Genomic DNA, 21,255 nt, shown 5'->3' on the forward strand with positions numbered 1-21,255 from the left:
GCGGCGGCATCGGTATTGCGTTGCTCACCACTTAAGCGGGCGTTATGCAACCGAGTACCCCACGTTTAGTAGACACTTTACTAAGTTAGATCTAGGGTCTAATTGAGAGGTGATTTATGGCTAAACATCGTAATCCAGCGTACACCGAAGAGTTCCGTAAAGAAGCAGTTCGCTTGGCCAGTCTTCCTGGCCGAACAGCCGTCTCCGTTGCCAAGGAACTGGGTATCAGTGCTCAGCAGATCCGGAACTGGAAGCGCCAGTTCACACGCCTATCTGATAAACAGTTTAACACCTTAGATGGTGTCGACTATTCGAAGAAAGAGTCCGAAGAGCTTCGAGCGCTAAGGCGCGAGAACAAGAGACTCAAAGATGAAATGGAATTCCTAAAAAAGGTCTCGGCGTACTTCGCGAAGCAGCAAGAGTGAAGTACGAGTTCATTGAAAGCTATGTCGGTGAGTACTCCATTAGCTTAATGTGCCGTACGTTAGAGGTGAGTCGAGGCGGTTACTATAAGTGGTGTCATCATACGCCGAGTGAGCGTTCAAAGCGGCGAAAGCGCTTTGAACAGCTCGTCATGTGTACCTTTGCCCAATATCGGGCACGTTACGGCTCAGTGCGAATAGCAGAAGAGCTAAACGAAGCAGGCCATGCCTGCTGCGTGAATTATGTCGCTGATATCATGAAGGAAAAAGGTATCAGGGCACGTAATGGCAAAGGGTTTAAATACAGCAAGGATGTAGCTGCGATGACGAATGTTGCCGACAATTTACTGCGTAGAGACTTTGAGTCCGAGACACCAAATCAGAAGTGGGTTACGGACATTACGTATATCTGGGTGAAGAGCCGTTGGCTCTTCTTAGCGACAGTGATGGACTTGCATTCAAGACGCATTGTGGGTTGGTCGCTTGGGACAACGATGACCGTCGAGCTAATCACTAACGCTCTAAAAATGGCGTTTGAGTCACGTAAGCCGCCTAAGGGCGTCATTATCCACTCAGACCGTGGTGTACAATACAGAGCCTACAAATATCAAGACTTCATGCGCAAGCATGGAGGTGTACCGAGCATGAGTCGGCAGGGTAACTGCTGGGATAATGCGGTGATGGAGTCGTTCTACAGTCGACTGAAAGTCGAACTGATATACGCAGAAGACTATCAAACTGTCGAAGAAGCCCGAATGGGCATCTTCGAATACATCGAGGTATTTTACAATCGCAGAAGAAGACACTCAGCGTTGGGGCACGTCAGCCCAGTTGAGTACGAAAGTATGTAGTTATGTACTGTCTACTTTTTGTGGGGTACACCAGCAAAGGAAGAAAACACAATGAAACTTATAAAGAATGTTGAAATAAGTGAATGTGAAATCGAAGGTGAAGTGTATTTTCGAATGTTCGGTCAGTACATCGCTTTATCCGCTGAAACTGATGACCTTCATTTTGCAGAAATGTGTGCGAATTACTTGGATGGGTTACAAGCCGAGATAGTCGATGAACTTTGTAGAGCATCTATCAGCTATTGTAATAGTTACCTAGAAGCAATAGGTGAACCACTCAAATCATTCTCTAGTCCACACGAAGTTCTCAAACTAATATATCCAAGCGTGTTGTTGGTTCCTTACTCAGAAGTCGGTGAGCCAGTAATTCACATGGAACTTAACTGTGAGTGGGAACCTGAGCATGGTATGGAGTGGATAATTAGAAACGATAAAGTACTATATGTGGGCGCTTTCAACGGTGAAGACCCTGGGTCTAACTTCGACGTAAAAGCCCCGTGGAATTATGCCTAATAAATTGTTTAAGAGTGATTCGGCACGCGTGGCATTTTTTTACTATGCGTTAGTTTTTGTGTTTAAGGTGGTATGCGGAAGCTTTGGTATTGCGCGCCTCACACCTTAACAAGGCGTTAGGCTATTGAGGAGAATTTGAGCTTGAAAACAGTTTGCGTAGCTCTAAGTATGTTGCTTATTTCATCGCTTGCATATGCAGCAGTCTTTCCTGGTTTTCAGGGGCATTATGAGCGGTATAACAATGATCAATTGGATACTGACACTGCCTTTATTGACTTAACTAAGGTGGGTTCGAACACATACGAACTATCTGGTACATCAGTTTGGGTAGGTGACTCTTCTTCTGGCCTTGTAAATTTTGGAGAAATCGACGGAGTTGTAACGTTAAAAGGTTATCAAATAGACTATGACGTTGACGGCTTTACTCTCCAAGTTTTATTAGATCAAGATACCCTCGTAGTTAGCAAAGACAACGGTTGTGGTGGGCTACATGTCACTTTCAATGGGACGTACGTGAGAATCTCAGAGGGTCAATAGCCTAACAAACTGTTCAAGAGGGATTCGCAACGCTTGGCATTTTCACTATGCGTTGGTTTTAGTGTTTAAGGCGGTATGCGGCGGCTCTTGTATTGCGTTGCTCACCCCTTAACAGGGCGTTATGTAATTCAAGTAGTAAGGAGTATCTAATGAGTATCAAAAACGAATTAATAGAGCACTTTGAGGGATTAATGTTGCCTGAGAATTTGTTGCCACTGATTAGTTTTGATGATGAAGTCGCATCAGATGCGTACTTTTCAGAAGGGTTTGAGTTTTCAATCGATCAAGAGAAACTGGGTTTAAAAACGTACTCGGAGAGTAAAGAGTTTCTCAACTCTATTTATGAATTTGCAAGTGCAGATGCAAGTGGATCTTCCTATGGTTTTTGGCTAAAAGACGGTAATAGAAACTTAGAAAATGCGCCAATAGTTGCTTTTGGTAGTGAAGGTGGTTACCACGTAGTAGCTCGTAATTTTAATGAATTACTTCAAATATTAACGTTTGATTGTGAGCCCATGATTGAATGGGATAGCGTGTGCTACTATCGAGATCCCGATGACTATGAGCCTAGTGAACATAGTGGAGAATATTGCACTTGGTTAAAAGTTCGTGGTATCGAGCAAACCGAAGATGCTGATGAAATTGTTAAAGAGGCTCAGCAAGAGTATCAAGAGTCATTCAGTAATTGGTTTTCAAAGTTTTATAGGGAGTAAGTTCGGCTTTGTCGCCGTCACATAACAAACTGTTTAAGAGGGATTCGCAACGCGTGGCATTTTCACAATGCGTTAGTTTAAGTGATTAAGGTGGTATGCGGCGGCTTTGGTATTGCGTTACTCACCCCTTAATAGGGCGTTTGTACGGGGTTGAAATCAAAGGTCATCAGTTTTGGTGTTTATCTGTTTCGGCGCTCGTCTTTACACCTTACAGTTTGTACCTTTCATGTTCTTTCCGGTGGCACTATATGCGGAGTGTTCGCTTTGATTTCTCCGTTTACGGTTTCTAACTCTTAGCCTATTTCTTTGGCGCTTCTTCATTTTCGTGGTGGCTTTTGAGAGAACCTTGATTATTTTTGGTGTGGCTGTTGAAGTACGAGGAAAGAATCCTTTTCTAATTTGAAGCCAGTGAAAGTAGGGCTGTTCAGTGCGTTTTTCTTCTAGCCAACTCACGTTTCTCAATGGCGGTAAAGTTTTGTAGCTGCCCGTCTCACTTCAGTGTTCAAAGCCTTTCATATCATGCCAGTTTTCAATATCTTGGAGCGCATAAATAGAAGTAGCGCATGTACTAACAAATTGCTTAAGAGTGATTCGTAACGCGTGGCATTTTACTTTGCGGTGGCTTATGTGATTAAGGCGCTGTGCGGTAGCTTTTGTATTGCGTTACTCACACCTTAGCAAGGCGTTAGAATAAATTGGAAGCTTCAGAGATGATATCTAAATATAAGTCGTTCGAACCAAAAATAATTCCTTCAAGTGCTCTCACTAAGTTAGGTTTATCAAGCGTTTTAGATGTGCCAATTCAACCGGAGTCGTTCTCTCAATTGAATTATTGCTATAACAATGTTCAAAAGCATTTAGAAAACAATGCTGGCACGATGGTGTTTGGCTGGGTAACTTCAGTCTGGGGTAATCTTGTTCTAAGACTAACTGCACACGTAGTTGTTCAGAAGCCCGACGGAAAATTAGTCTGTGTATCGCCATCGGCGTTAAATGCGAAAAAAGTAAAGTTCATACCAGACCCTGAAATCTCCGTTCTCATCAAAAATGGTCGTATGCCGATAAAGCATATGGCAATAAAAGAACATGAGCTTGTTCAACAAGTTTTAGACATTGAGGCAGAATTTGAGGCTTTGCATCTTTCAGGTGCTGGAGCAATAACGGCGCAAGTAGCTAACGAGTTCGACTTTAGACGTGCTCTAGCGTATTCAAAGCTTGAAAAACTAGTGCGAGAAGTAACTTCAAAAAATGATCTGTGCTTTTGCGGTTCAACTAAACAGCGGAAAAAGTGCTGTAAATAAATTTATTCTAACAAACTGTTCAATAGCGATTCGCAACGCGTGGCATTTTAACTGTGCGTTGAGCTCAGTGATTAAATCGGTATGCGGAAGGTTCGGTATTGCGTTGCTCAACTCCAAAAGGTCATTAATACTCAAAGGTCAAATATGGATATTTACCCAGAAATCGAGTTATCTAAAGCACAGCATAATGCAATTGAAGCTCTTAGAAACCAGTCGTTTCCTGAACATTAAGTTACTCGCTCTTACTATAAGCAACTCCCGCATATGAGAGTTCTGAATTACGAAGGTGATCAGTTAGTTGGTTACATGGGATTAGACTACAGAGTTGTTCGCGTTGGTGATGAAATTTATAAAGTATTAGGTGTGAGTGACTTTTGTGTCGAGAGCACAGTTCAAAGACAAGGTATTGGCACAAAAATGTTGTCTCAACTCAGCGAGTATGCGTCCACTAAAGATGTCGACTTCATCATTTTAGTCTCCGATTTGGAGCGTTTTTATGTGGCTAATGGTTATATGCGCCTTAACTCTCTAAGTTCTTGGTTGCGAGTTCACGAACATAAAAATTACGGTGTCGCTGTAGAGCAACTAGATGATTTATATGTTAAACCTATCAGCGGTAAAACTTGGGCTGTTGGTCATATAGATTGGTTAGGGTATATGTATTAGTCTGTAGTGGGCTAATAAATTGTTAAAAAAGAAATACTACACGTGGCATTTTCAATTAGCGTTTCTTATGCCTTACGTGCGCGTTTTCCCACAAGGAGTAATATGTGATTGTAGTAGCAAGGTTTTCTTTTCCTCATGAAGCTCATATTGCGAGAGCAAGCCTAGATAGTGTCGGAATAGAAAGTTACATCGCTGACGAGCACACGGTAAATACTCAGTGGCTTTATTCAAATGCAATAGGCGGCGTCCGTCTGATGGTGGCCGAAAGTGATGCAGAAGATGCGAAACAAATACTTAGTAGCGATTTCTCAGAATCATTGGGAAATGAAGTTGACGTTGATGAAGAAAAAGACGTTTGCCCTAAATGTGGTAGTAAAGATCTATTTGCATTTACAAAAGGTAAACGCCCAGCTTTCTTAGTTTTTATTTTACTGGGTTTTCCACTGTTTTTTTACAAGCATGGTTATAAGTGTAAGCAGTGTGGGGAGTTTAGTGAAAAACTTTAAATCTTTAGATAACAAGGCATTAAAGAGATAATTTGTACTCGTAGTATTTTTACGATGAGTTATGTCGAGTGCCTATACAAGAAGTCAGAGTTACTGCTTGCTTACAAGCAAAGCATTATACGATAGTGAAGGAATAACATTGAATGAGTGAAATTAAAACAATAGAGCAGTTAAAAGAAATTTACGCAGAGCCAAGTGCGAGAGCTAAAAATAAAGCTCTGCCTGTGCTGGATGTTCATGCGATTACATTAATTAATAACTGCCATTTTGCAGTTCTAAGTACCGCTGATTCACAAGGGTATATCGATCTTTCTCCTAAAGGAGGGGAGCCTGGCTTCGTAAAAGTTTTAGATGAATCAACATTGCTGCTCCCTGATAGCTCGGGGAACAATCGTATCGATAGTCTAAAAAATATCATTAGTAACCCCAAGGTAGGGTTGTTATTGATGGTAAACGGTATTGATGAAGTGCTCCGTATTAAAGGAATCGCAAGTATTCACACCGACGCCAACTTGATATCTGCTTGCCCCGATGGAAGTAAAGATCCTAAGGTTGTTATCAAAATAGTCATAGAGAGTATGTACTTTCATTGTGCGAAAGCGGTGATGAGAGGGAAACTTTGGTCTGATGACTATAAAGTAAATCGCTCAATTCTCCCTTCATTAGCTCAAATCTTTAAAGATCAACAAAAGTTAGAAAGTAAAGCGCTTAATCAAGAAGAGATGTTGAAATATTACCAATCTAGCCTTTAGAACAAGCGTGGTAATATATTGAAAAGATAGAAAAATCAGGTTCGACCTTGCTTTACGGAAGTATGGATTAGGTTTAGTGGGGATGTTACTGTCTCAATAGCGTTAGTTCACAAATAAACAATTGTTAGTCCAAATTTTAAAATGAAAAATGCAGGAAAATTTACTCTAGAAAATTACGTTTTGGCTAGTCCGGGAGTTAGGTGTGTTGGACAAATGATTGATCTTTTTGTCAGTTTTAGCATTTTTACTCTCGTTTTATGGGTCGGCTTAGAAATCGGTATTGAAAAAGAGCTTGTGCGCGCTACAGCAGTAACTGCGACTGTATCGTACTACCTTTTTTCTGATTGTTTACCAAATGGTCAAAGTGTGGGTAAAAAACTTTTGGGCATTGCAGTTATCAGTGCAAGAACGGGTAAAAAGTGCAATATTTTTCAGTCGCTCTTTCGAAATGTTATTACTCCATTCTTCGGTTTTATTGACTCAATTTTCATTCTTGGTAAAAAGAGGCAACGTCTCGGTGATAAGTTAGTGAGAACGGTGGTGGTAGTTCACTAACTTGTTGAAAAAATTGATAGCGCTGAGGACTAGGGTTCAAGTCGGGCTTTGTTTTCGTGGTGGAACAGCCTCGCTTAGGAGGTAGCGTTACTCACATACTTAATGTAGCGTTGTAAGAAATTGGTATTGGAGTCCAAGTTTTATGTCAGAAAAAGAGAAAATGTTAGCAGGTGAGCTTTATGACCCAAGTGATGAAGAGTTATTAAAGTTAAGGTTGAGCGCTAGGTTACTAACTGAAAAATTGAATGCTACCTCTGTTGAGCATAAACAAAAGCGAGTTGAAATAACTAAGCACTTGTTCGGCACAACAGGTGACGATATTCATGTTGAATCTTCTTTCAATTGCGACTACGGATCCAACATTCACGTTGGAGATAATTTTTACGCTAATTTTGGTTGTGTGATTTTGGATGTTGCGGAAGTTAAGTTTGGTGATAACTGTTTACTTGGGCCTCAAGTTGGCATTTATACTGCGACTCATCCCTTAGATCCTATCGAGAGGAACAGTGGTTTAGAGCTAGCAAAGCCCATAAACATTGGTGACAATTGTTGGATAGGTGGCCATGCCGTAATCAACCCTGGCGTAACACTTGGGAACAACGTGGTGGTCGCCTCTGGCGCAGTCGTTACAAAGAGTTTTAGAGACAATGTCGTTGTTGGTGGCAACCCAGCCAGAGTACTGAAGGAAATCGTCACTAAGCGATAATAAAGTATATGGACTATTTTGAGCCTGAGTTTAGGACTTATGATCAACTCACCCCAAGCTTTGATGCGTTCAACGGTTACTTGTTGACGCACTTGAATGTCTAAAATTTGCTTCAATATAGAGTCGTTACACGTGGCGCTTTTACCGTGCGTTGAGCTTGTTTAAAAGTCTCATACGAAATCATTTGTATTACGTGTCTCATACTTTTATTGGATTTTCGTCACCAATAACAAACCAAAAGGCTGACTCCTAAATGTTAGTAACAAAGATTGAAACGGAACGATTAATTCTAAGAGAGCTAGTTGAAGATGATGCAAGCGAATTGTTTGACATCTTCTCAGACCATGAGGTCATGAAATATTGGAACTCTGGCCCTTGGGTTTCAATTGAAGAAGCGCGGACATTTATAGCCAAGAGTACACAGGCCATGAATAGGAATACAGAAGTGACACTAGGCATCTTCCTAAAGAGCAATGGCCAACTTCTGGGTAAGATAATGCTGTTTAATCACGTGAAAGAGTCTAGGCGCGCAGAAATTGGCTTTGGCGTGAGTCGTCATTTCTGGGGTAAAGGCATGGTATTAGAGGCGGGAACTGCATTAATCGAACACGCATTCAAAACACTGAATCTACGTCGAATCGAGGCTGAGATAGATCCAGACAATGCTTCTTCAGGTAAAGTCTTGGAACGGTTAGGTTTTATAAAGGAAGGTTTCCTTAGGCAGCGTTGGGAAGTGAATGGAGTAGTCTCAGATTCAGCTATTTACGGGTTGTTAGCTAAACCCCTGGACAGCGTTTAGTACCCAGCCTTAAAAGCATCTAATAGATCTAGCCTGCTCGTACTCAATACACAGCCTTACACTTGACGGCGAGGTTTCTTGAATTGACTTGGTGGTCACTGAATGTACTATCAAGGATAGGACTTACTGCAAGGATAGCAGCATGAGCGAGAAATTATTTTGGGTTAATCCCTACCAAACAGAACTTAACTCAAGAGTGACCAATGTAGACGGAAGTAAGGTTGAATTGGACCAGACTATCTTCTTTGCAGAGTCTGGAGGCCAAGAGAGTGATAAAGGAACGATTAATGGTATTCCGGTTTTGATTGCTCAAAAGTTAGGTGTTCGACTTATTTACACATTGGAATCCTCTCCAAATTTTACTCTTGGTGACATTGTAACTACGAGTATTGATTGGAAGCGTAGATACGCCTTAATGAAGCTACACTTTGCGGCTGAAGTGGTGCTCGAGATGTTTTATCAGCGTCGGGAAGGCATTCTTAAGATAGGCGCGCATATTTCTGAAAATAAGAGTCGCATAGATTTCGAGTGGTCTGAAAATATTGGTCCGTTATTGAAAGAAATTGAAACTGATGTGCAAGATTTGATTAACTCTGATTCAGTTATTATTAGTGACTTTTCCGATCAAGAGAGTGAAAGAAGGTATTGGAGAGTGGATGGGTTTGCGCAAGTACCTTGCGGTGGCACTCATTTAAAGCGCACATCAGAAGTCGGCCAAATTCAGTTAAAACGCAAGAACATCGGTAAAGGCAAAGAAAGGGTAGAGATAACCTTATGCTCGTAAGTCGATAGGGCATTAGAAATAGATTCCTAACACGTGGCATTTTAATTCATGGTGAGATTCACATTTGCGATATGATGGTTGAGATTGAGGGCGTGTTGGCTAGTTCTTAACGAAAGGTTACAGGGGCGAGAGGATGATATGTCGAAAGTAACATTGAAAGGCTTTATTTTAGTTCCGGAAAAGGATTTAGAATTAGTAAAACATGCGTTAATAACTCACAAAAGGCTCACGTTAGAAGAGCCGGGCTGCCTTACTTTTCTTGTGACTCAAAGCTCGACTAATCCTTTTCGTTTTGATGTCTATGAAGAGTTCGTCGACAAAGCCTCTTTTAAGCAACATCAGGAAAGAGTTCAAGCCTCACATTGGGGAAAAGTAACTGCCAATGTTAAACGTCAATACGAAATCTTTGAATGTGTGCATGACTAATCGAATCGGAGTGATTTAGAGCGTTTACTCTTTGTTTTTAGGTTGCTCTACGCTCTGCTATTATGTTGCTTTATTCATCTATTAACCTGGCTTAGTGTTCTTGATACTTTGCCGTATTAAATCTAGAAATTTTAATGGAAGTGTTATGTTTAGAGTTGTGTATGAATGGCGTGTGCCAAGTGAAAAAATGGATGAGTTTCAAAATATATGGCGTTCGACGACAGATTCAATTCATCAGTCAGTAGATGGGGCGCTTGGTAGTTTTATGCTTCGTTCTTACGATGTACCGGAAAAGGTTTTAACTATTGCCAAGTGGCGAACACGTGAAGACTGGGAGCGGTTTTGGGGAACTAGTAACCCAGAAAAAATGAAGAAGATGAGTGAAATTGCAGAGCGTGTTTCAGTTGAACCATTCGATGAAATTGAAGATAGAACTAAGTAGGGCAATAGAAACGTTAAAGTGATGCCTAATGAACAGTTTGGCGGACAATATGAAAGACAACCTTAACCAAGGAATAGGGTTATGCAGATTTTAATCGTTGGGGGTAGTAAGGGGCTAGGAAGGTTCTTGGCTACGAACGTACAGGGTACAGAAATTTATGCGATTTCTAGATCAAAGCTAGTTGAGGAGGGAGTCGCTTCTGTTTGTATTGACGTTGATCCCGATAAAAAACCAGATTACACGTGCTTCAAAGGTGTAGAGTTTGACATCATAGTTTATTTGGCGTCGATGTGGGGAGAGTCTTCAGAATTGACAACAAACGAACTGATTGAGTTTATGAATGTTGGCCCGATTGGGTACCTTAATTTAGTCAATGAGCTTAACGCTTTAGGTTCACTTAACGATAAATGCAATATTGTATCTATTGGCTCTACAGCAGAGCTTTCAGAAAGTAGTGAATACCCTGCATTCGCCCTCAGTAAAAGATTACTCAAAGATATTTCTAGCCAGCTGCAAAACGTTTATCGTGATTACCGCTTTACTCACTTTACAATAGGTGGGATCGGGCATGCTGAAGAGGAACGTATTGAGTATTCGAGTGTTTTGGAGATTATAAATATGCTAACCAAGCTTGATCCAAACACATACCTTTCAAATATGCATATAAAGTCCAAGCTAGGAATGTAGCTCTCAAGCTGTATTACGTACCTGCTTCTATGGTTTGGCATCATGTGCATTCTTTTTATTGAGCTATGGTTATAACTCCAATGAAAGGAGTTTACTTATGTCATACATTGATGGGTTTGTCGCTGCAGTACCGACAGCGAATAAAGAAAAGTATATCGCACACGCAAAAATAGCAGCAGAAATGTTCAGGGAGTTTGGGGCCTTAAAGGTTGTTGAGACGTGGGGGAGTGAAGTACCAGATGGTGAGATCACATCATTTCCCATGGCAGTTAACGCTGAAAGCAACGAAACAGTTGTGTTTTCGTGGGTAGTCTGGCCTTCAAAAGAAGTTCGGGACTCAGGGTGGCAGCGGATCATGGGTGATCCTCGAATGAGTCCAGATAATAACCCAATGCCCTTTGATGGAAAGCGTCTCATTTATGGCGGATTTGATGTTATTTTGGAGCAGTAAAATACCAAAGAATCTCAACTCGATTCGTGACACTTGGTGTTTTAATCAGTATTACGCTTCTGACGTACGTTCAATAGAGTATTCCGCGATAAGTGTTGATAAAACTCCATTTGGAGGCTTAGAGTAAAAATGGAAGAGATAAATTATTCACTGATTGTCGTATCAGCTATCGCTGCCATCGCTAGCCCCGGACCTGCAACTCTTGCGATAGCAGGCACGTCAATGAACCACGGTCGACGCTTTGGTGGGTATTTGGCTGCAGGTGTTTTAACGGGGTCTTTATTTTGGTCAACCTCAGCCGCTTTTGGTCTCGCAACCATACTCTATAGCAATGTTTGGCTTTTTGAAATTCTTAGATATTGTGGGGCATTTTATCTTTTATATTTGGCTTTAAAGTCCGTACATTCTGCCTGCAACATCGAGCAGCTAAAGTTACCCAAAACATACGTAACGACAAAGAAGGGTAACTACTTAACCGGAGTGTTAATTCACTTAACTAACCCAAAGGCTATTCTGTTTTTCGGTGCGCTTTATTCGATAGGGGTTCCTCCTACGGCCAGTCCGTTGGAATTGTTGTCGGTCATTTTTGTTGTGGGGTTGGTTAGTGCTTTGGTTTTCTTTGGCTATGCTTTTCTTTTCGCGCATAAAAAGGTCAGACAAACCTATCTCAGATCCAAAGCAGTTTTTGAAGGCGTATTCGCGTTATTTTTTGGTGTAGCAAGTATTAAGTTGCTGCTTAGTGAGGCAGGAAAATGAAGCACAAAAGGCTTGAAGAAATAAGAATAGATAATCTATCTGATTTGACGGCCTGTTAAGTATACTAAGTAGCCGATATGTTAACTTCCATAAGAGCTGCTGGCTAGAAAAAGCTTACAACCAAATGATGCTAAATATTATCATTCAAAGGGCTAACAAAGGCCCATAATTTAATTCGTATCACTGTTCATGATTGTGCTCTTCGCGCAGTGCTGTAGTATTAGTAACGTGTTGTTAATACGAAATATAACCAATTGAAACCTGGACGTTGCATTACTTGTAGTTCGATGAAATGTTATCCCGCAAGACGTTAATTTGGAGAAAAGAATGGATTCAAACTCACTATTATTATTTGTTGTCGCTTGTCTCGCTATCAACATGATTCCTGGACCTGATGTAATTTATATTGTTTCCAATACAATGAAAGGTAAATTATCTGCTGGGCTGAAAGCGGCTCTGGGGCTTGGTGTAGGTTACTTTTTTCATACACTAGCGGCATGTTTAGGTTTGTCAGCAATAATTCTGAGTTCATCTTTGGCTTTTAGCGTTGTTAAATGGTTAGGGGCCGCTTACCTAGTTTATTTAGGTGTTCAGTCATTACTGTCCATGTGGCGTGGAGAAAGTAAAATCGTTGAAAACAAAAATGTTGATAATAATAAAAATGTGTTTGTTCAGGGAGTTATCGTCAGCGTCTTGAATCCAAAAGTAGCGCTATTCTTTCTCTCGTTTCTGCCTCAATTTATTGATACGTCTGCAAGCTCAACATCAATGCAATTATTAGTACTTGGCTTGCTGTTCAGCGTACTTGCGACGACATGTAACGTTTTGTACACCTCTGTGGGTAATTGGGTATTTAGTCGTCCACACTCTCAGCGTTATTCAAGAACTCTTGAAGGTGTTTCAGGTATTCTACTTATCAGTCTAGCGAGTAAAGTGGCATTTAGTGATCGTTAGATACGGGGTATTTTATTCTCGTGATTATTATATGGCTAATGTTTGCTCAATCCATACGTTAAATGAGTGCTATTGCATAGGTTGAATCACAAATTTCAAAAATACCAATAAGTGAACGTATTTATTTATAGTATGGTTGGCGCGATTTTATCGTAGCTAGGTTAATAACATGAAAAATAAAGTAATTCTGTGTTCCGCATTCCTTTTAGGTTTGTCAGGTTGTGCTTCTGTTCCTACTGTTGATTCGACAGTATCAAATCAAATGAAATCATTTGAAGCACCTCAAAAGGGGAACGCAGGGATTTACATTTACCGAGAAGATGCTTTTGTCGGAGCAGCGCTTAAAAAGTATGTTTACGTCGATGGGGAATGTATTGGTGAAACCGCTCCTGGTGTATTCTTCTACCATGAGGTCGAAGGCAATAAAGAACATCAAGTAAGTACAGAGTCTGAGTTTTCTGAAAATCACTTAACTATCTTAACGGAAGAGGGCCGTAACTATTTCGTTAATCAATACATTAAAATGGGTGTATTTGTTGGTGGTGCGGGCGTAGAACTCGTAGACGAAAGCAAAGGTAAAGCCGAAGTACTAAAAGTCGACATGGCAGAAAAAGGAAACTGTTCTTCGATCTAGTTTTACAAACAGACCGCTTTTTAGATTAAAAAACACATTATCAATGTAACCCAACGCTTGATGAGATCCATTCAGCGTTGGGTTTTGTATTTTTGGCAAACAGTATACCTATTTCAGACCGCATGATTTGCCACCTCCTAGCTTGAGCCCACTTATTGTTCAAAGAATCTACTTGTGAAACGTGAATTTTCGAGAGGATTTCGTAGGGAGCAATCCTACAAACGCGATTAACAGATATGCCATTCCATCATTAACCTTGTCGAGTGTATTGCTAAACTAGGTAGCGGTGTGTCTCCTCTCATTAAACAAATAATAGGTATATCAGTTTTAGCTTCTATGCCTTTACATCATGCACTCGGAGCGCAATTTAAAATCAAAGGGCTAACACCAATATTAGAGAAAAATCTTGAAAGTCACCTTACACCACTAACGAAACTCTCTGTTTCAAACATTACCTCAAATCGACTAACGCAGATGGTTAATAATGCGTTAAACCCTTATGGCTACTATCATTCCGAGCTCAATGTTCAGAGATCAGAGAATGATCTCATCACGCTTGAGGTTGACGCTGGGGAGGTGATGTTGGTCAAAAAATCTAATATTGCTGTGTCGGGAGAGGCCAGTAATGATCAGGATTTCATCGAACTAATTAATCAAGCTCAACTTAAACAAGGGCAGCCGTTGCTTCATTCTGAGTACGATACGCTAAAGCGAAACTTGATTTCATTGGCTCAGCAAAAAGGTTACTTGGATGGACGTTTTATCGAATCGTCTTTGGAAGTCATTCCAAGTGTGAATCAAGCCCATGTGAATCTGCATTTCGCTAGTGGTTCTCGTTACCAATTTGGAGAGCTGTCTGTCCTTACGTCGGGTATCGAAACGGCACGAATAGAAGCGATGAGAACATTTGAAAGGGGCGACGATTTTGACACTTTGAAATTGAGTCAATATCAGGCCGACCTCTCCAATACTGATTGGTTTCGCAGTGTGATTGTGAAAGCGGATTTCGAGGAGACATCCGATGGCTATAAGGTGCCGATAGAAGTGCTCGCAGAGCCGAATTCACGCAATATTGTGCAAGTCGGTGGTGGATATTCGACAGACTTGGGATTACGCGCTTCGCTGAACTGGACCAAGCCTTGGTATAACGCACGTGGACACAGTTTTGAGGCACAAGCGTACGCTTCCAAACCGGAACAATCGCTATTACTAGGTTATAAAATTCCCACCCAAAATGTTCTAACGGATTACTACGGGATTCAGTTTGAATCTAAGCATGTCGACTATCGAGACACATCGAGTTTTTCTAATGATTTATCGTTTGAAAAACACTGGCAGTTAGACAGTGATTGGCAAAGCACCATGCACGTTCGTTATTTGCAAGAAAGTTATCGACAAGCGTCGGAGAATAACGAATCACAGTTGTTATTACCGGGGGTGACATTTTCACTGCTTGATCGCAAGAACGATCAATTAGAAGTAAAGCACCGTCACGTTTACTCATTGGAATACTCAGACCCTAATTTTTTCTCGGATTCTCGTTTGCTGCGCATTGAAGGCAACAGTGTGCTGTCGTGGGATATTAGTGAAAAACACAAGTTTCACTTTCGTTCCAATGTCGGTATTAATGTCGCTGACACTTTGAGCGATATTCCATCATCATTACGTTTCTTTGCGGGAGGTGACGGCAATCTTCGTGGTTATGGTTATGAGTCTATCTCTCCGAGAGACGAAAATGGCGATTTAACCGGTGCTCGTTACATGTTTACTGCTGGGTTGGAATATCAATATCAGGTCTACCGCCAACTGTGGCTTGGGGCATTTTATGATGTTGGTGATGCCTTCAACAAAAGGGTGGATTGGAAAAGTGGAACAGGGTTGAGTTTGATATGGAACTCAAAATACGTGCCTGTCAAAGTGGACTTTGCTTATGGTTTAGATGCCCCACAAGGAGACCAATTCCGCGTTCACTTCTCACTAGGCACGCAGTTTTAGCGTGCATTAAAAAGGCTCTCATCCTTGCAGATAGAGAGCCTTTTTAAGTCTTGATTGTTTAGAGTTCGAACTCACCATTCAGTTTCTTGAATATCCAGTTAGGCGCGTTATGCCATCCACCATAGTTTGGATTCTTAGTATGGGTTTCATTCATTGATTGCCACTGAGTTTGGCCTTGTCCATCTCGAGATACTCGCCAAAACAGTTCATCTTGTTGTCGAGTTAAGTAGTGCATGACATGTTCTGCAAAGGCTTCGCTTTGGACCAACACACCAAATTCCACATTGAGGAAATCCGATCTTGGGTCGAAGTTTGATGAGCCGATATAAGTTAGCCGATCATCGAGTATCACCGTCTTGTTGTGATAATAAGTATCCGCATGGAAGTAATGGTCATCATTTTTCGCTTGGTTTTTGTACTCAAGTATATGAACGCCCTTATCCAACAAAGTTTGGCGATGCTCCTCGTAATAAGCCGGAATAAAGCCAGAATCATTAGATGCAGACGAGTTCGTCATTAACGTGATGTCCGCTTTTTGCTCCATCAAGGTATCAATAAAGACAAATTCACCATCACTTGGTACCACATAAGGCGTTGATATCACTGCTTTGGATGCAGAGGTTATTTGTTGCCAAACTTGGTGTTCTGCACGTTTTCTAAAGTAGGGTTTGTTGTTTTCTAACTTGTTTAATGAGTCGAAAACGGGGGTGACTTGCGCAGCGATGAAGTCGGGACTGGTCAGGTGTTTAACCTGTTTTTCAACTTCCGCCAGAATGATGCTTTTGTCTTTCTCACCTTTATTAAGCGCTTTAGTAAACGCGGAATAGTTTGGGGTAACGTTAACGATGTTTTCTATTGGCGTGACATGCTCGCTGTCCCAAAGTTGTTGGTAGTTCTGGTCGAACGCTCGAATAATGCTGCCTTTGAACAAGACATCCATATCAAAGAAGTTGGCTTTGCGGCTGTAACCAAAATAGTCGTCGCCAATGTTGCGTCCACCTAGAATCATCCATTGATGGTCGACGTTGAAGTACTTCTCGTGCAGACGATTGTCCAAACGTTGTTGATGAGTAGAGAAGTTGACGGCGCGACCAATCCAACCTGACTTACGTGAATCAAACGGATTGAATAAACGGATTTGAATGTTGTCGTGAGCGCTGAGATCAGCAAGCCATTTCTCGTTAAACACCAATAAATCATCGAGAGTGAGTCGAACTTGCACGCCTCGATCTGCTGCTTGCTTGAGTTCATTGAGTAGCATCAAACCAAGCGTGTCACTCTCCCAAGAAAAGTAAGTCATATCGATGCTTTGCTGAGCGTTTCTTACCAGTTCAACACGACGAGCAAAGGCTTCTGGAGCGGTAGGAATTAAGTAAACTTCGGATTGATGCTGAGTAGTTTGCCAATTGGTTTCAAAATCCGGTTCAACTTGAGGGTAGGGCTGAGCACAGCCAACCAACAGCGCGCCGAAGATAAAGAGTAGCAGAGCACGGAGGGCGTTAGGAAACATGAGTAAACCTTCCTAATTATGTTCAAGGAATAAGGATGAAAAAAGCCAGCGAACTGGCTTTTAGGTATTCGGTAACGAGTTTTTAGTGACTGAAGATGACGTTACATGTGACTCAGAATCAGCCCAAGCTCCTCGAGACCGTTGAGGCGACCTTGGCGCAGTTTTGGATCGATGCCTGAGTGATGAGCATTGTCCCAGTCTTGCGTGGATTGAATGCCGCCATCGTTATCGATCAGCAATACTCGGTCAGTCGCACTGCTGTATTGGAAGTCCTCAAATAAACGTTCGCTAAACCACATACGAGAGAGTTCGTTCATCATTGCTTTGTCTTTGCTACCTGGACGAACACTTGAACCATCGAGTTTTAATGCTTTATTAAACACAAATGGTAATTCCGATGCATTGCAAGCGCCCACAATACAACTGATGCTTTTGAGTAAATCGCCAACGTCGAGATCGCCATTTTCACCTTTGGTGTTGTAAGTCCATACGTTGAATCCAGGTTTGTAGTCAAAGTAGTAGAAGCTTGGCGTTGCTCCTGTTGCTTCTTCAGTTGAAACTTTATGACGGTTTGGACCCGTGAAGAGCAAATCATGCAACGTGGTTTTGAATTGCTGCATGTTTTTGGCCGCGCCATTCAGTTCGCTTTCATGGTTAGGGAAGAAGTCAGCCAGAGCAAGTAACTCCGTGGTTGAATCGGAGTTCCCCAAACCGAAGAACAACTTAGTCATCGCCTCATAAGCGGTGCTAGGCAGCAGTTCCAATAAGTCAGAAAGATCGAGTTCAATTGAAGCTGAATCGCTGAGTAATGAACGATATTCAGCACGTAAACGGTTTAAGTTCGTTTCCGATTCTAGCCACTCAACCATGTATTCGACGATTAAGGTTTCGTCACCACTTTCAATGATTTCTGGCGCTTCTTGGCTCAAGATTTCAATAATAGTTGGGATCAAAAATGTCAGGCTCGGCAGCATGCCCAGAGTATTGCTTTCTGCACTGTTTGAGCCAATTACCGTCGGTACGATCCATTCACTCTCAATCGCTTGTTCAGTAAAGTGATAGCCCGGTACTTCTTTCACTAGAAACGCTGGTGGGCGATGCTCGATGTAAGGCGAAAATGGCATCAACGTAGCTAATGGGCTGTTGTCGCGTGTTGGACTGATAACCGGAATATTCGCGGCGGTCAGTACCCAGTTCTTAAGACGTTGAATAGGGTCAAGCATCTCGCTCTGTACCTTCATAACCTCTTCAAGTGGCAGTAACGCAAGATCTTCAACGCTTTGCTCTGGTCTTTGGCTCTTGGCAACATCGTAACTTTTATATTCAAAGCCGTAAGCGTTGCTTTGCATGATGGCACGTTGAAAGTGCTCACCTGCGATTGCAGCATCGCCTTTTGATTGCTGTAAAATTCCCACAGACATGGCACCCGCACCTTGACCCATGAGTGTCACGTTTTGCGGATTGCCGCCGAATGCCTCTATGTTTTGTTGAACCCATTCAAGCGCGTGTTTTTGATCGCCTAGACCAAAGTTACCGCCCTCAGGGTTGTCCAAACCATCGATCCAAACACTGCCTAGCAAGCCCAAACGATAGTTAAAAGTAACTGCAATAAACGGGTTACCATCGTCAGCACCTTGTGCAACCACCATATCACCATGAATCAGCGGTTCTGAGCCCGCGCCGTATTCAAAGTCTCCACCGTGAATAAAGACATAAACTGGCAAATCTGCGTACGCTTCTGTCCCGGCAGGTCGCCAAATGTTTAGGTTCAAACAATTTTCTGATTGCGTTTGTGTCGTGGTTTTTAATTGCGGACACGCATCACCGAACTGAGTCGCATCAACATCGCCTTCAAGTGGGACCGCAATGCTGTGCTGAAAGCGGTCTGCTTGCGCAAACTGGATACCTTTGAACGCCTCTACCGCTGCCAGTTTTTCATCCGCATCAAGAGGCGTGATGACAAGGGACTCTTTGGTCGCTTGAATGGTTGCATCGCCAATTTCCAAAGCGATTTGCTCTGGTGGTAAGGGTTGTAGTGGCTTCGGGCCGTTAGGAACGCTAGGTTTACCAGAGTCATCACTGCAAGCTGCTAAGGCAAGAGTGATGGTAATGGCTAAAGTTGAGCGATTGAGTAAAGTCATTGTTATGTCCAAAAGTCATTTGGTGCGTACACCGAAAATGTTAAACGGCATCTAACAAGCGACGTCCTGACGCTTTGGCATTAATCCGTGAATGGTTGGATGGCTTGTTGTATTGATGGCTCAAATGGTAGGACATCGGCGACAGTTTCAGTAATCGCCTTTGTAGGATGCAGTCCTACCATCGTCTAGGGGCGGGCTCTTTATGAGAGCTAGAAACGGTAACCAAGATTTAAGGTTACTGACTCTCGAGTTTCCCCTTTGTTATAGAGAAAGGTCAGGTTGTAGTTTTTGCCGATTTGCTTATTGAAACCAGTCAAAAACGCCCATTGATTAAGATCTACACCAATGTCGTAATCGAATTCGATATCACCACTTTTTACATGCCCGTCCATTCGAGCGTCCAGTCCTTGATATTCTGCTCCGACAAAAAACTGCGTGCGATAATCGACAAGTTGATAACCCAACATCGGCTGTACAGTAACAATACCATCGCCCCAATCATCTAAGCCCTTTAAGCGAGTTTGCGAATAGGTACCAGTGACAGAAGCAAAGAATTCTTTATAGCCAACCGAAAGGGTTGTACCTATACCACGAAGGTCATATTCCAAATGCAGCGGCACGTCTAGGCGTCCGCGACTACAAAGTGCAGATAAACCATCGCAAAACTTATCACCTAATCCTGGCAGTTTATCGTTCAGCTTATCTTTTATGTACTGGCCACCTTCACCCGTGTAGGCGGCATCAACATTGGCATCGACATTAACTTTTCCGATGTAACCAAATACATTCCAAAATGGCAGGATGTTTACATCGCCACGAAGCGTCATGCTCTCAGCACTCACGATGCCGACACTGTCTTCTGGATCAAACAGTTCATTAAGGCCGATGCCTTCAATCGTGAAATCATTAAATGGAATATTCATATCTTGATTTCGATACGCTAGCGACACACCAAACGGCAGAGGCAAATCGATACCTTGACGACGAACCATATCACCCATTAAAGGAAAAACTCGGTCTAGCTTAACACTGGCTTCTTGCATGCGTGGATCAGAGACCTCATTCAAGCGTTTTTCGTCTAGTACTTGCACGCCAAGCTTATCTTCATAAATCGCTACCGGTTTTACGCTGCTCATCATTTCGAGGGGTTTATTTTTCTTTGAACCAACTATCTTGGTGTTTTTACTGGCAATCGCAATTTTGCCTGACGCTAACTTCTGGAAGAGGATCTCTTGATCGTAAGAATCCACTTGGTAGTTGTGATGTGTGAACGGTTTATCGTTGGTAATGACCATACGTTTCGGTTCACCATTAACCAACTCAATATCAACGCTTAAAAAGCGAAAGTAGGCGATATCTTGAGGAAGACCGTATTTTGAGTAATTAAAACTGATGATCACATTACCATTCTGATCCTCTTTGGCTCTTACTGATGACGGATCAAAACTCTCCGCGTAGTTTCGAAGGCGGTATTCTGTTCGTGTGAAAGCTTCGATCTCATCAAGTACTTTTTCATTTTCATCGAGTTGTTCAGGGTTGTACTTGATACGCAGATCAATGTTGCCTTTGTTATCGGTGTTCTTAACCAAGTAGACGGACGAATCGCGAACGCTATCACCGATTTTAACACTTCGGTGGGCATGCTCGACCAAATGCTCGCCTTGAACTAGAGAGCTGATGGCCAGTTTTGGTAAATCATGACTGATACCGTATTTGTCGAACAGTGCTCGGCCTTGCTCGATTACTTCGTTGTAGGTCGTCGTCTCTTCAGCGGCGAAGCCAAAAGTGGGGGTAGTAAGCATTAGTGCGCTCGCGAGCACAGTAAGAGAAGACGTCTTGCCGGCGCGTAATTCAAAAAAACTCATGACAGTTTCCACTCTGAATAGTCTCAAACCTTCGAGACTCAGACAGTTAATGTGTCACTGAACTTCTTGTTCAGTTAGATAGATATGTTTGCTGTGATTGATGTTGTGAATGCATGGTTTTCGATTGCATTTCGTGAATCAATGAGAGGATTTTATGAGGTGAAGAGAGATTCCGTTAATCGCTTTTGATGGATACTATCCTCGCTTTATGGGTTACGAAGAAATAATGGCTAGCTCACAAACAAACAGCCCCGCATAGCAGAAGCAATGCAGGGCTTTAGTTTCAAGA

Annotated in this window: 23 protein-coding genes and 1 pseudogene; 21 read left to right on the plus strand and 3 right to left on the minus strand. The window is 42.1% G+C overall.

Annotated elements, in window-relative coordinates; translation table 11 throughout:
- Positions 1–116: 116 nt before the first annotated feature.
- From UQW94_RS14020 to UQW94_RS14120, 21 genes and pseudogenes are all read left to right on the plus strand, one after another.
- Positions 117–425, plus strand: a complete 309-nt coding sequence (locus UQW94_RS14020; RefSeq protein WP_004413754.1) for a transposase — start codon at positions 117–119, stop codon at positions 423–425.
- Complete coding sequence (locus UQW94_RS14025; RefSeq protein WP_230238872.1) at positions 422–1,273, plus strand: IS3 family transposase; 852 nt, start codon at positions 422–424, stop codon at positions 1,271–1,273. The genes UQW94_RS14020 and UQW94_RS14025 overlap by 4 nt, the downstream gene beginning before the upstream one ends.
- Positions 1,274–1,324: 51 nt before the next feature.
- A complete protein-coding gene (locus UQW94_RS14030) occupies positions 1,325–1,786 on the plus strand; it encodes a DUF6985 domain-containing protein (RefSeq protein ID WP_225473984.1) in 462 nt (153 codons plus the stop codon).
- A 141-nt stretch (positions 1,787–1,927) separates the two neighbouring features.
- Positions 1,928–2,323, plus strand: a complete 396-nt coding sequence (locus tag UQW94_RS14035) for a hypothetical protein (RefSeq protein ID WP_225473987.1) — start codon at positions 1,928–1,930, stop codon at positions 2,321–2,323.
- 149 nt (positions 2,324–2,472) lie between these two features.
- The gene (locus UQW94_RS14040; RefSeq protein WP_225473990.1) at positions 2,473–3,036 is read left to right on the plus strand and encodes a hypothetical protein; all 564 of its coding nucleotides are present in this window, start codon (positions 2,473–2,475) and stop codon (positions 3,034–3,036) included.
- 695 nt (positions 3,037–3,731) lie between these two features.
- Positions 3,732–4,337, plus strand: a complete 606-nt coding sequence (locus tag UQW94_RS14045; RefSeq protein WP_213867171.1) for a hypothetical protein — start codon at positions 3,732–3,734, stop codon at positions 4,335–4,337.
- A 144-nt stretch (positions 4,338–4,481) separates the two neighbouring features.
- Positions 4,482–5,003, plus strand: a pseudogene (locus UQW94_RS14050) (GNAT family N-acetyltransferase).
- A gap of 104 nt (positions 5,004–5,107) precedes the next feature.
- The gene (locus tag UQW94_RS14055; RefSeq protein ID WP_005377076.1) at positions 5,108–5,509 is read left to right on the plus strand and encodes a DUF2007 domain-containing protein; all 402 of its coding nucleotides are present in this window, start codon (positions 5,108–5,110) and stop codon (positions 5,507–5,509) included.
- A 143-nt stretch (positions 5,510–5,652) separates the two neighbouring features.
- On the plus strand, positions 5,653–6,261 hold the full coding sequence (locus tag UQW94_RS14060; RefSeq protein WP_005389306.1) for a pyridoxamine 5'-phosphate oxidase family protein: 609 nt from the start codon (positions 5,653–5,655) through the stop codon (positions 6,259–6,261).
- 141 nt (positions 6,262–6,402) lie between these two features.
- Positions 6,403–6,816, plus strand: coding sequence for an RDD family protein (locus UQW94_RS14065; protein WP_031781318.1), 414 nt, complete (start codon positions 6,403–6,405; stop codon positions 6,814–6,816).
- Positions 6,817–6,958: 142 nt separating this feature from the next.
- Positions 6,959–7,522, plus strand: a complete 564-nt coding sequence (locus tag UQW94_RS14070) for a sugar O-acetyltransferase (protein WP_258634681.1) — start codon at positions 6,959–6,961, stop codon at positions 7,520–7,522.
- Between the two features lie 253 nt (positions 7,523–7,775).
- Positions 7,776–8,321: a GNAT family N-acetyltransferase gene (locus tag UQW94_RS14075; protein WP_322142305.1), complete on the plus strand. Its 546-nt coding sequence runs from the start codon at positions 7,776–7,778 to the stop codon at positions 8,319–8,321.
- Positions 8,322–8,463: 142 nt separating this feature from the next.
- A complete protein-coding gene (locus UQW94_RS14080) occupies positions 8,464–9,105 on the plus strand; it encodes an alanyl-tRNA editing protein (RefSeq protein ID WP_322142306.1) in 642 nt (213 codons plus the stop codon).
- A 138-nt stretch (positions 9,106–9,243) separates the two neighbouring features.
- Positions 9,244–9,531 (plus strand): putative quinol monooxygenase, encoded by a 288-nt coding sequence (locus tag UQW94_RS14085; RefSeq protein ID WP_005377083.1) that lies wholly within the window; start codon positions 9,244–9,246, stop codon positions 9,529–9,531.
- A 145-nt stretch (positions 9,532–9,676) separates the two neighbouring features.
- A complete protein-coding gene (locus UQW94_RS14090; protein WP_017634583.1) occupies positions 9,677–9,973 on the plus strand; it encodes an antibiotic biosynthesis monooxygenase family protein in 297 nt (98 codons plus the stop codon).
- A gap of 81 nt (positions 9,974–10,054) precedes the next feature.
- A complete protein-coding gene (locus UQW94_RS14095; RefSeq protein WP_270055106.1) occupies positions 10,055–10,660 on the plus strand; it encodes a hypothetical protein in 606 nt (201 codons plus the stop codon).
- Positions 10,661–10,757: 97 nt separating this feature from the next.
- Positions 10,758–11,111: a DUF1428 domain-containing protein gene (locus UQW94_RS14100; protein WP_017821465.1), complete on the plus strand. Its 354-nt coding sequence runs from the start codon at positions 10,758–10,760 to the stop codon at positions 11,109–11,111.
- Between the two features lie 129 nt (positions 11,112–11,240).
- A complete protein-coding gene (locus tag UQW94_RS14105) occupies positions 11,241–11,867 on the plus strand; it encodes a LysE family translocator (protein ID WP_025768094.1) in 627 nt (208 codons plus the stop codon).
- A 327-nt stretch (positions 11,868–12,194) separates the two neighbouring features.
- Entirely contained in the window at positions 12,195–12,821 is a 627-nt protein-coding gene (locus UQW94_RS14110; protein WP_322142307.1) for a LysE family translocator, read from the plus strand.
- Between the two features lie 169 nt (positions 12,822–12,990).
- The gene (locus UQW94_RS14115; protein ID WP_005377099.1) at positions 12,991–13,455 is read left to right on the plus strand and encodes a DUF2846 domain-containing protein; all 465 of its coding nucleotides are present in this window, start codon (positions 12,991–12,993) and stop codon (positions 13,453–13,455) included.
- Between the two features lie 336 nt (positions 13,456–13,791).
- Positions 13,792–15,450, plus strand: coding sequence for an autotransporter assembly complex family protein (locus UQW94_RS14120; protein WP_322142308.1), 1,659 nt, complete (start codon positions 13,792–13,794; stop codon positions 15,448–15,450).
- A gap of 58 nt (positions 15,451–15,508) precedes the next feature.
- On the opposite strand, the gene UQW94_RS14125 is transcribed toward UQW94_RS14120, so the two are convergent.
- The 3 genes from UQW94_RS14125 to UQW94_RS14135 form a co-directional block, all read right to left on the minus strand.
- Positions 15,509–16,960: a phospholipase D family protein gene (locus tag UQW94_RS14125; protein ID WP_322142309.1), complete on the minus strand. Its 1,452-nt coding sequence runs from the start codon at positions 16,958–16,960 to the stop codon at positions 15,509–15,511.
- Positions 16,961–17,061: 101 nt separating this feature from the next.
- On the minus strand, positions 17,062–19,101 hold the full coding sequence (locus UQW94_RS14130; protein ID WP_322142310.1) for a carboxylesterase family protein: 2,040 nt from the start codon (positions 19,099–19,101) through the stop codon (positions 17,062–17,064).
- Between the two features lie 209 nt (positions 19,102–19,310).
- The gene (locus UQW94_RS14135) at positions 19,311–20,966 is read right to left on the minus strand and encodes a hypothetical protein (RefSeq protein WP_064354002.1); all 1,656 of its coding nucleotides are present in this window, start codon (positions 20,964–20,966) and stop codon (positions 19,311–19,313) included.
- Positions 20,967–21,255: the final 289 nt, after the last annotated feature.

This window comes from Vibrio sp. PBL-C16, from assembly GCF_034321865.1.
GTDB lineage: Bacteria > Pseudomonadota > Gammaproteobacteria > Enterobacterales > Vibrionaceae > Vibrio > Vibrio alginolyticus.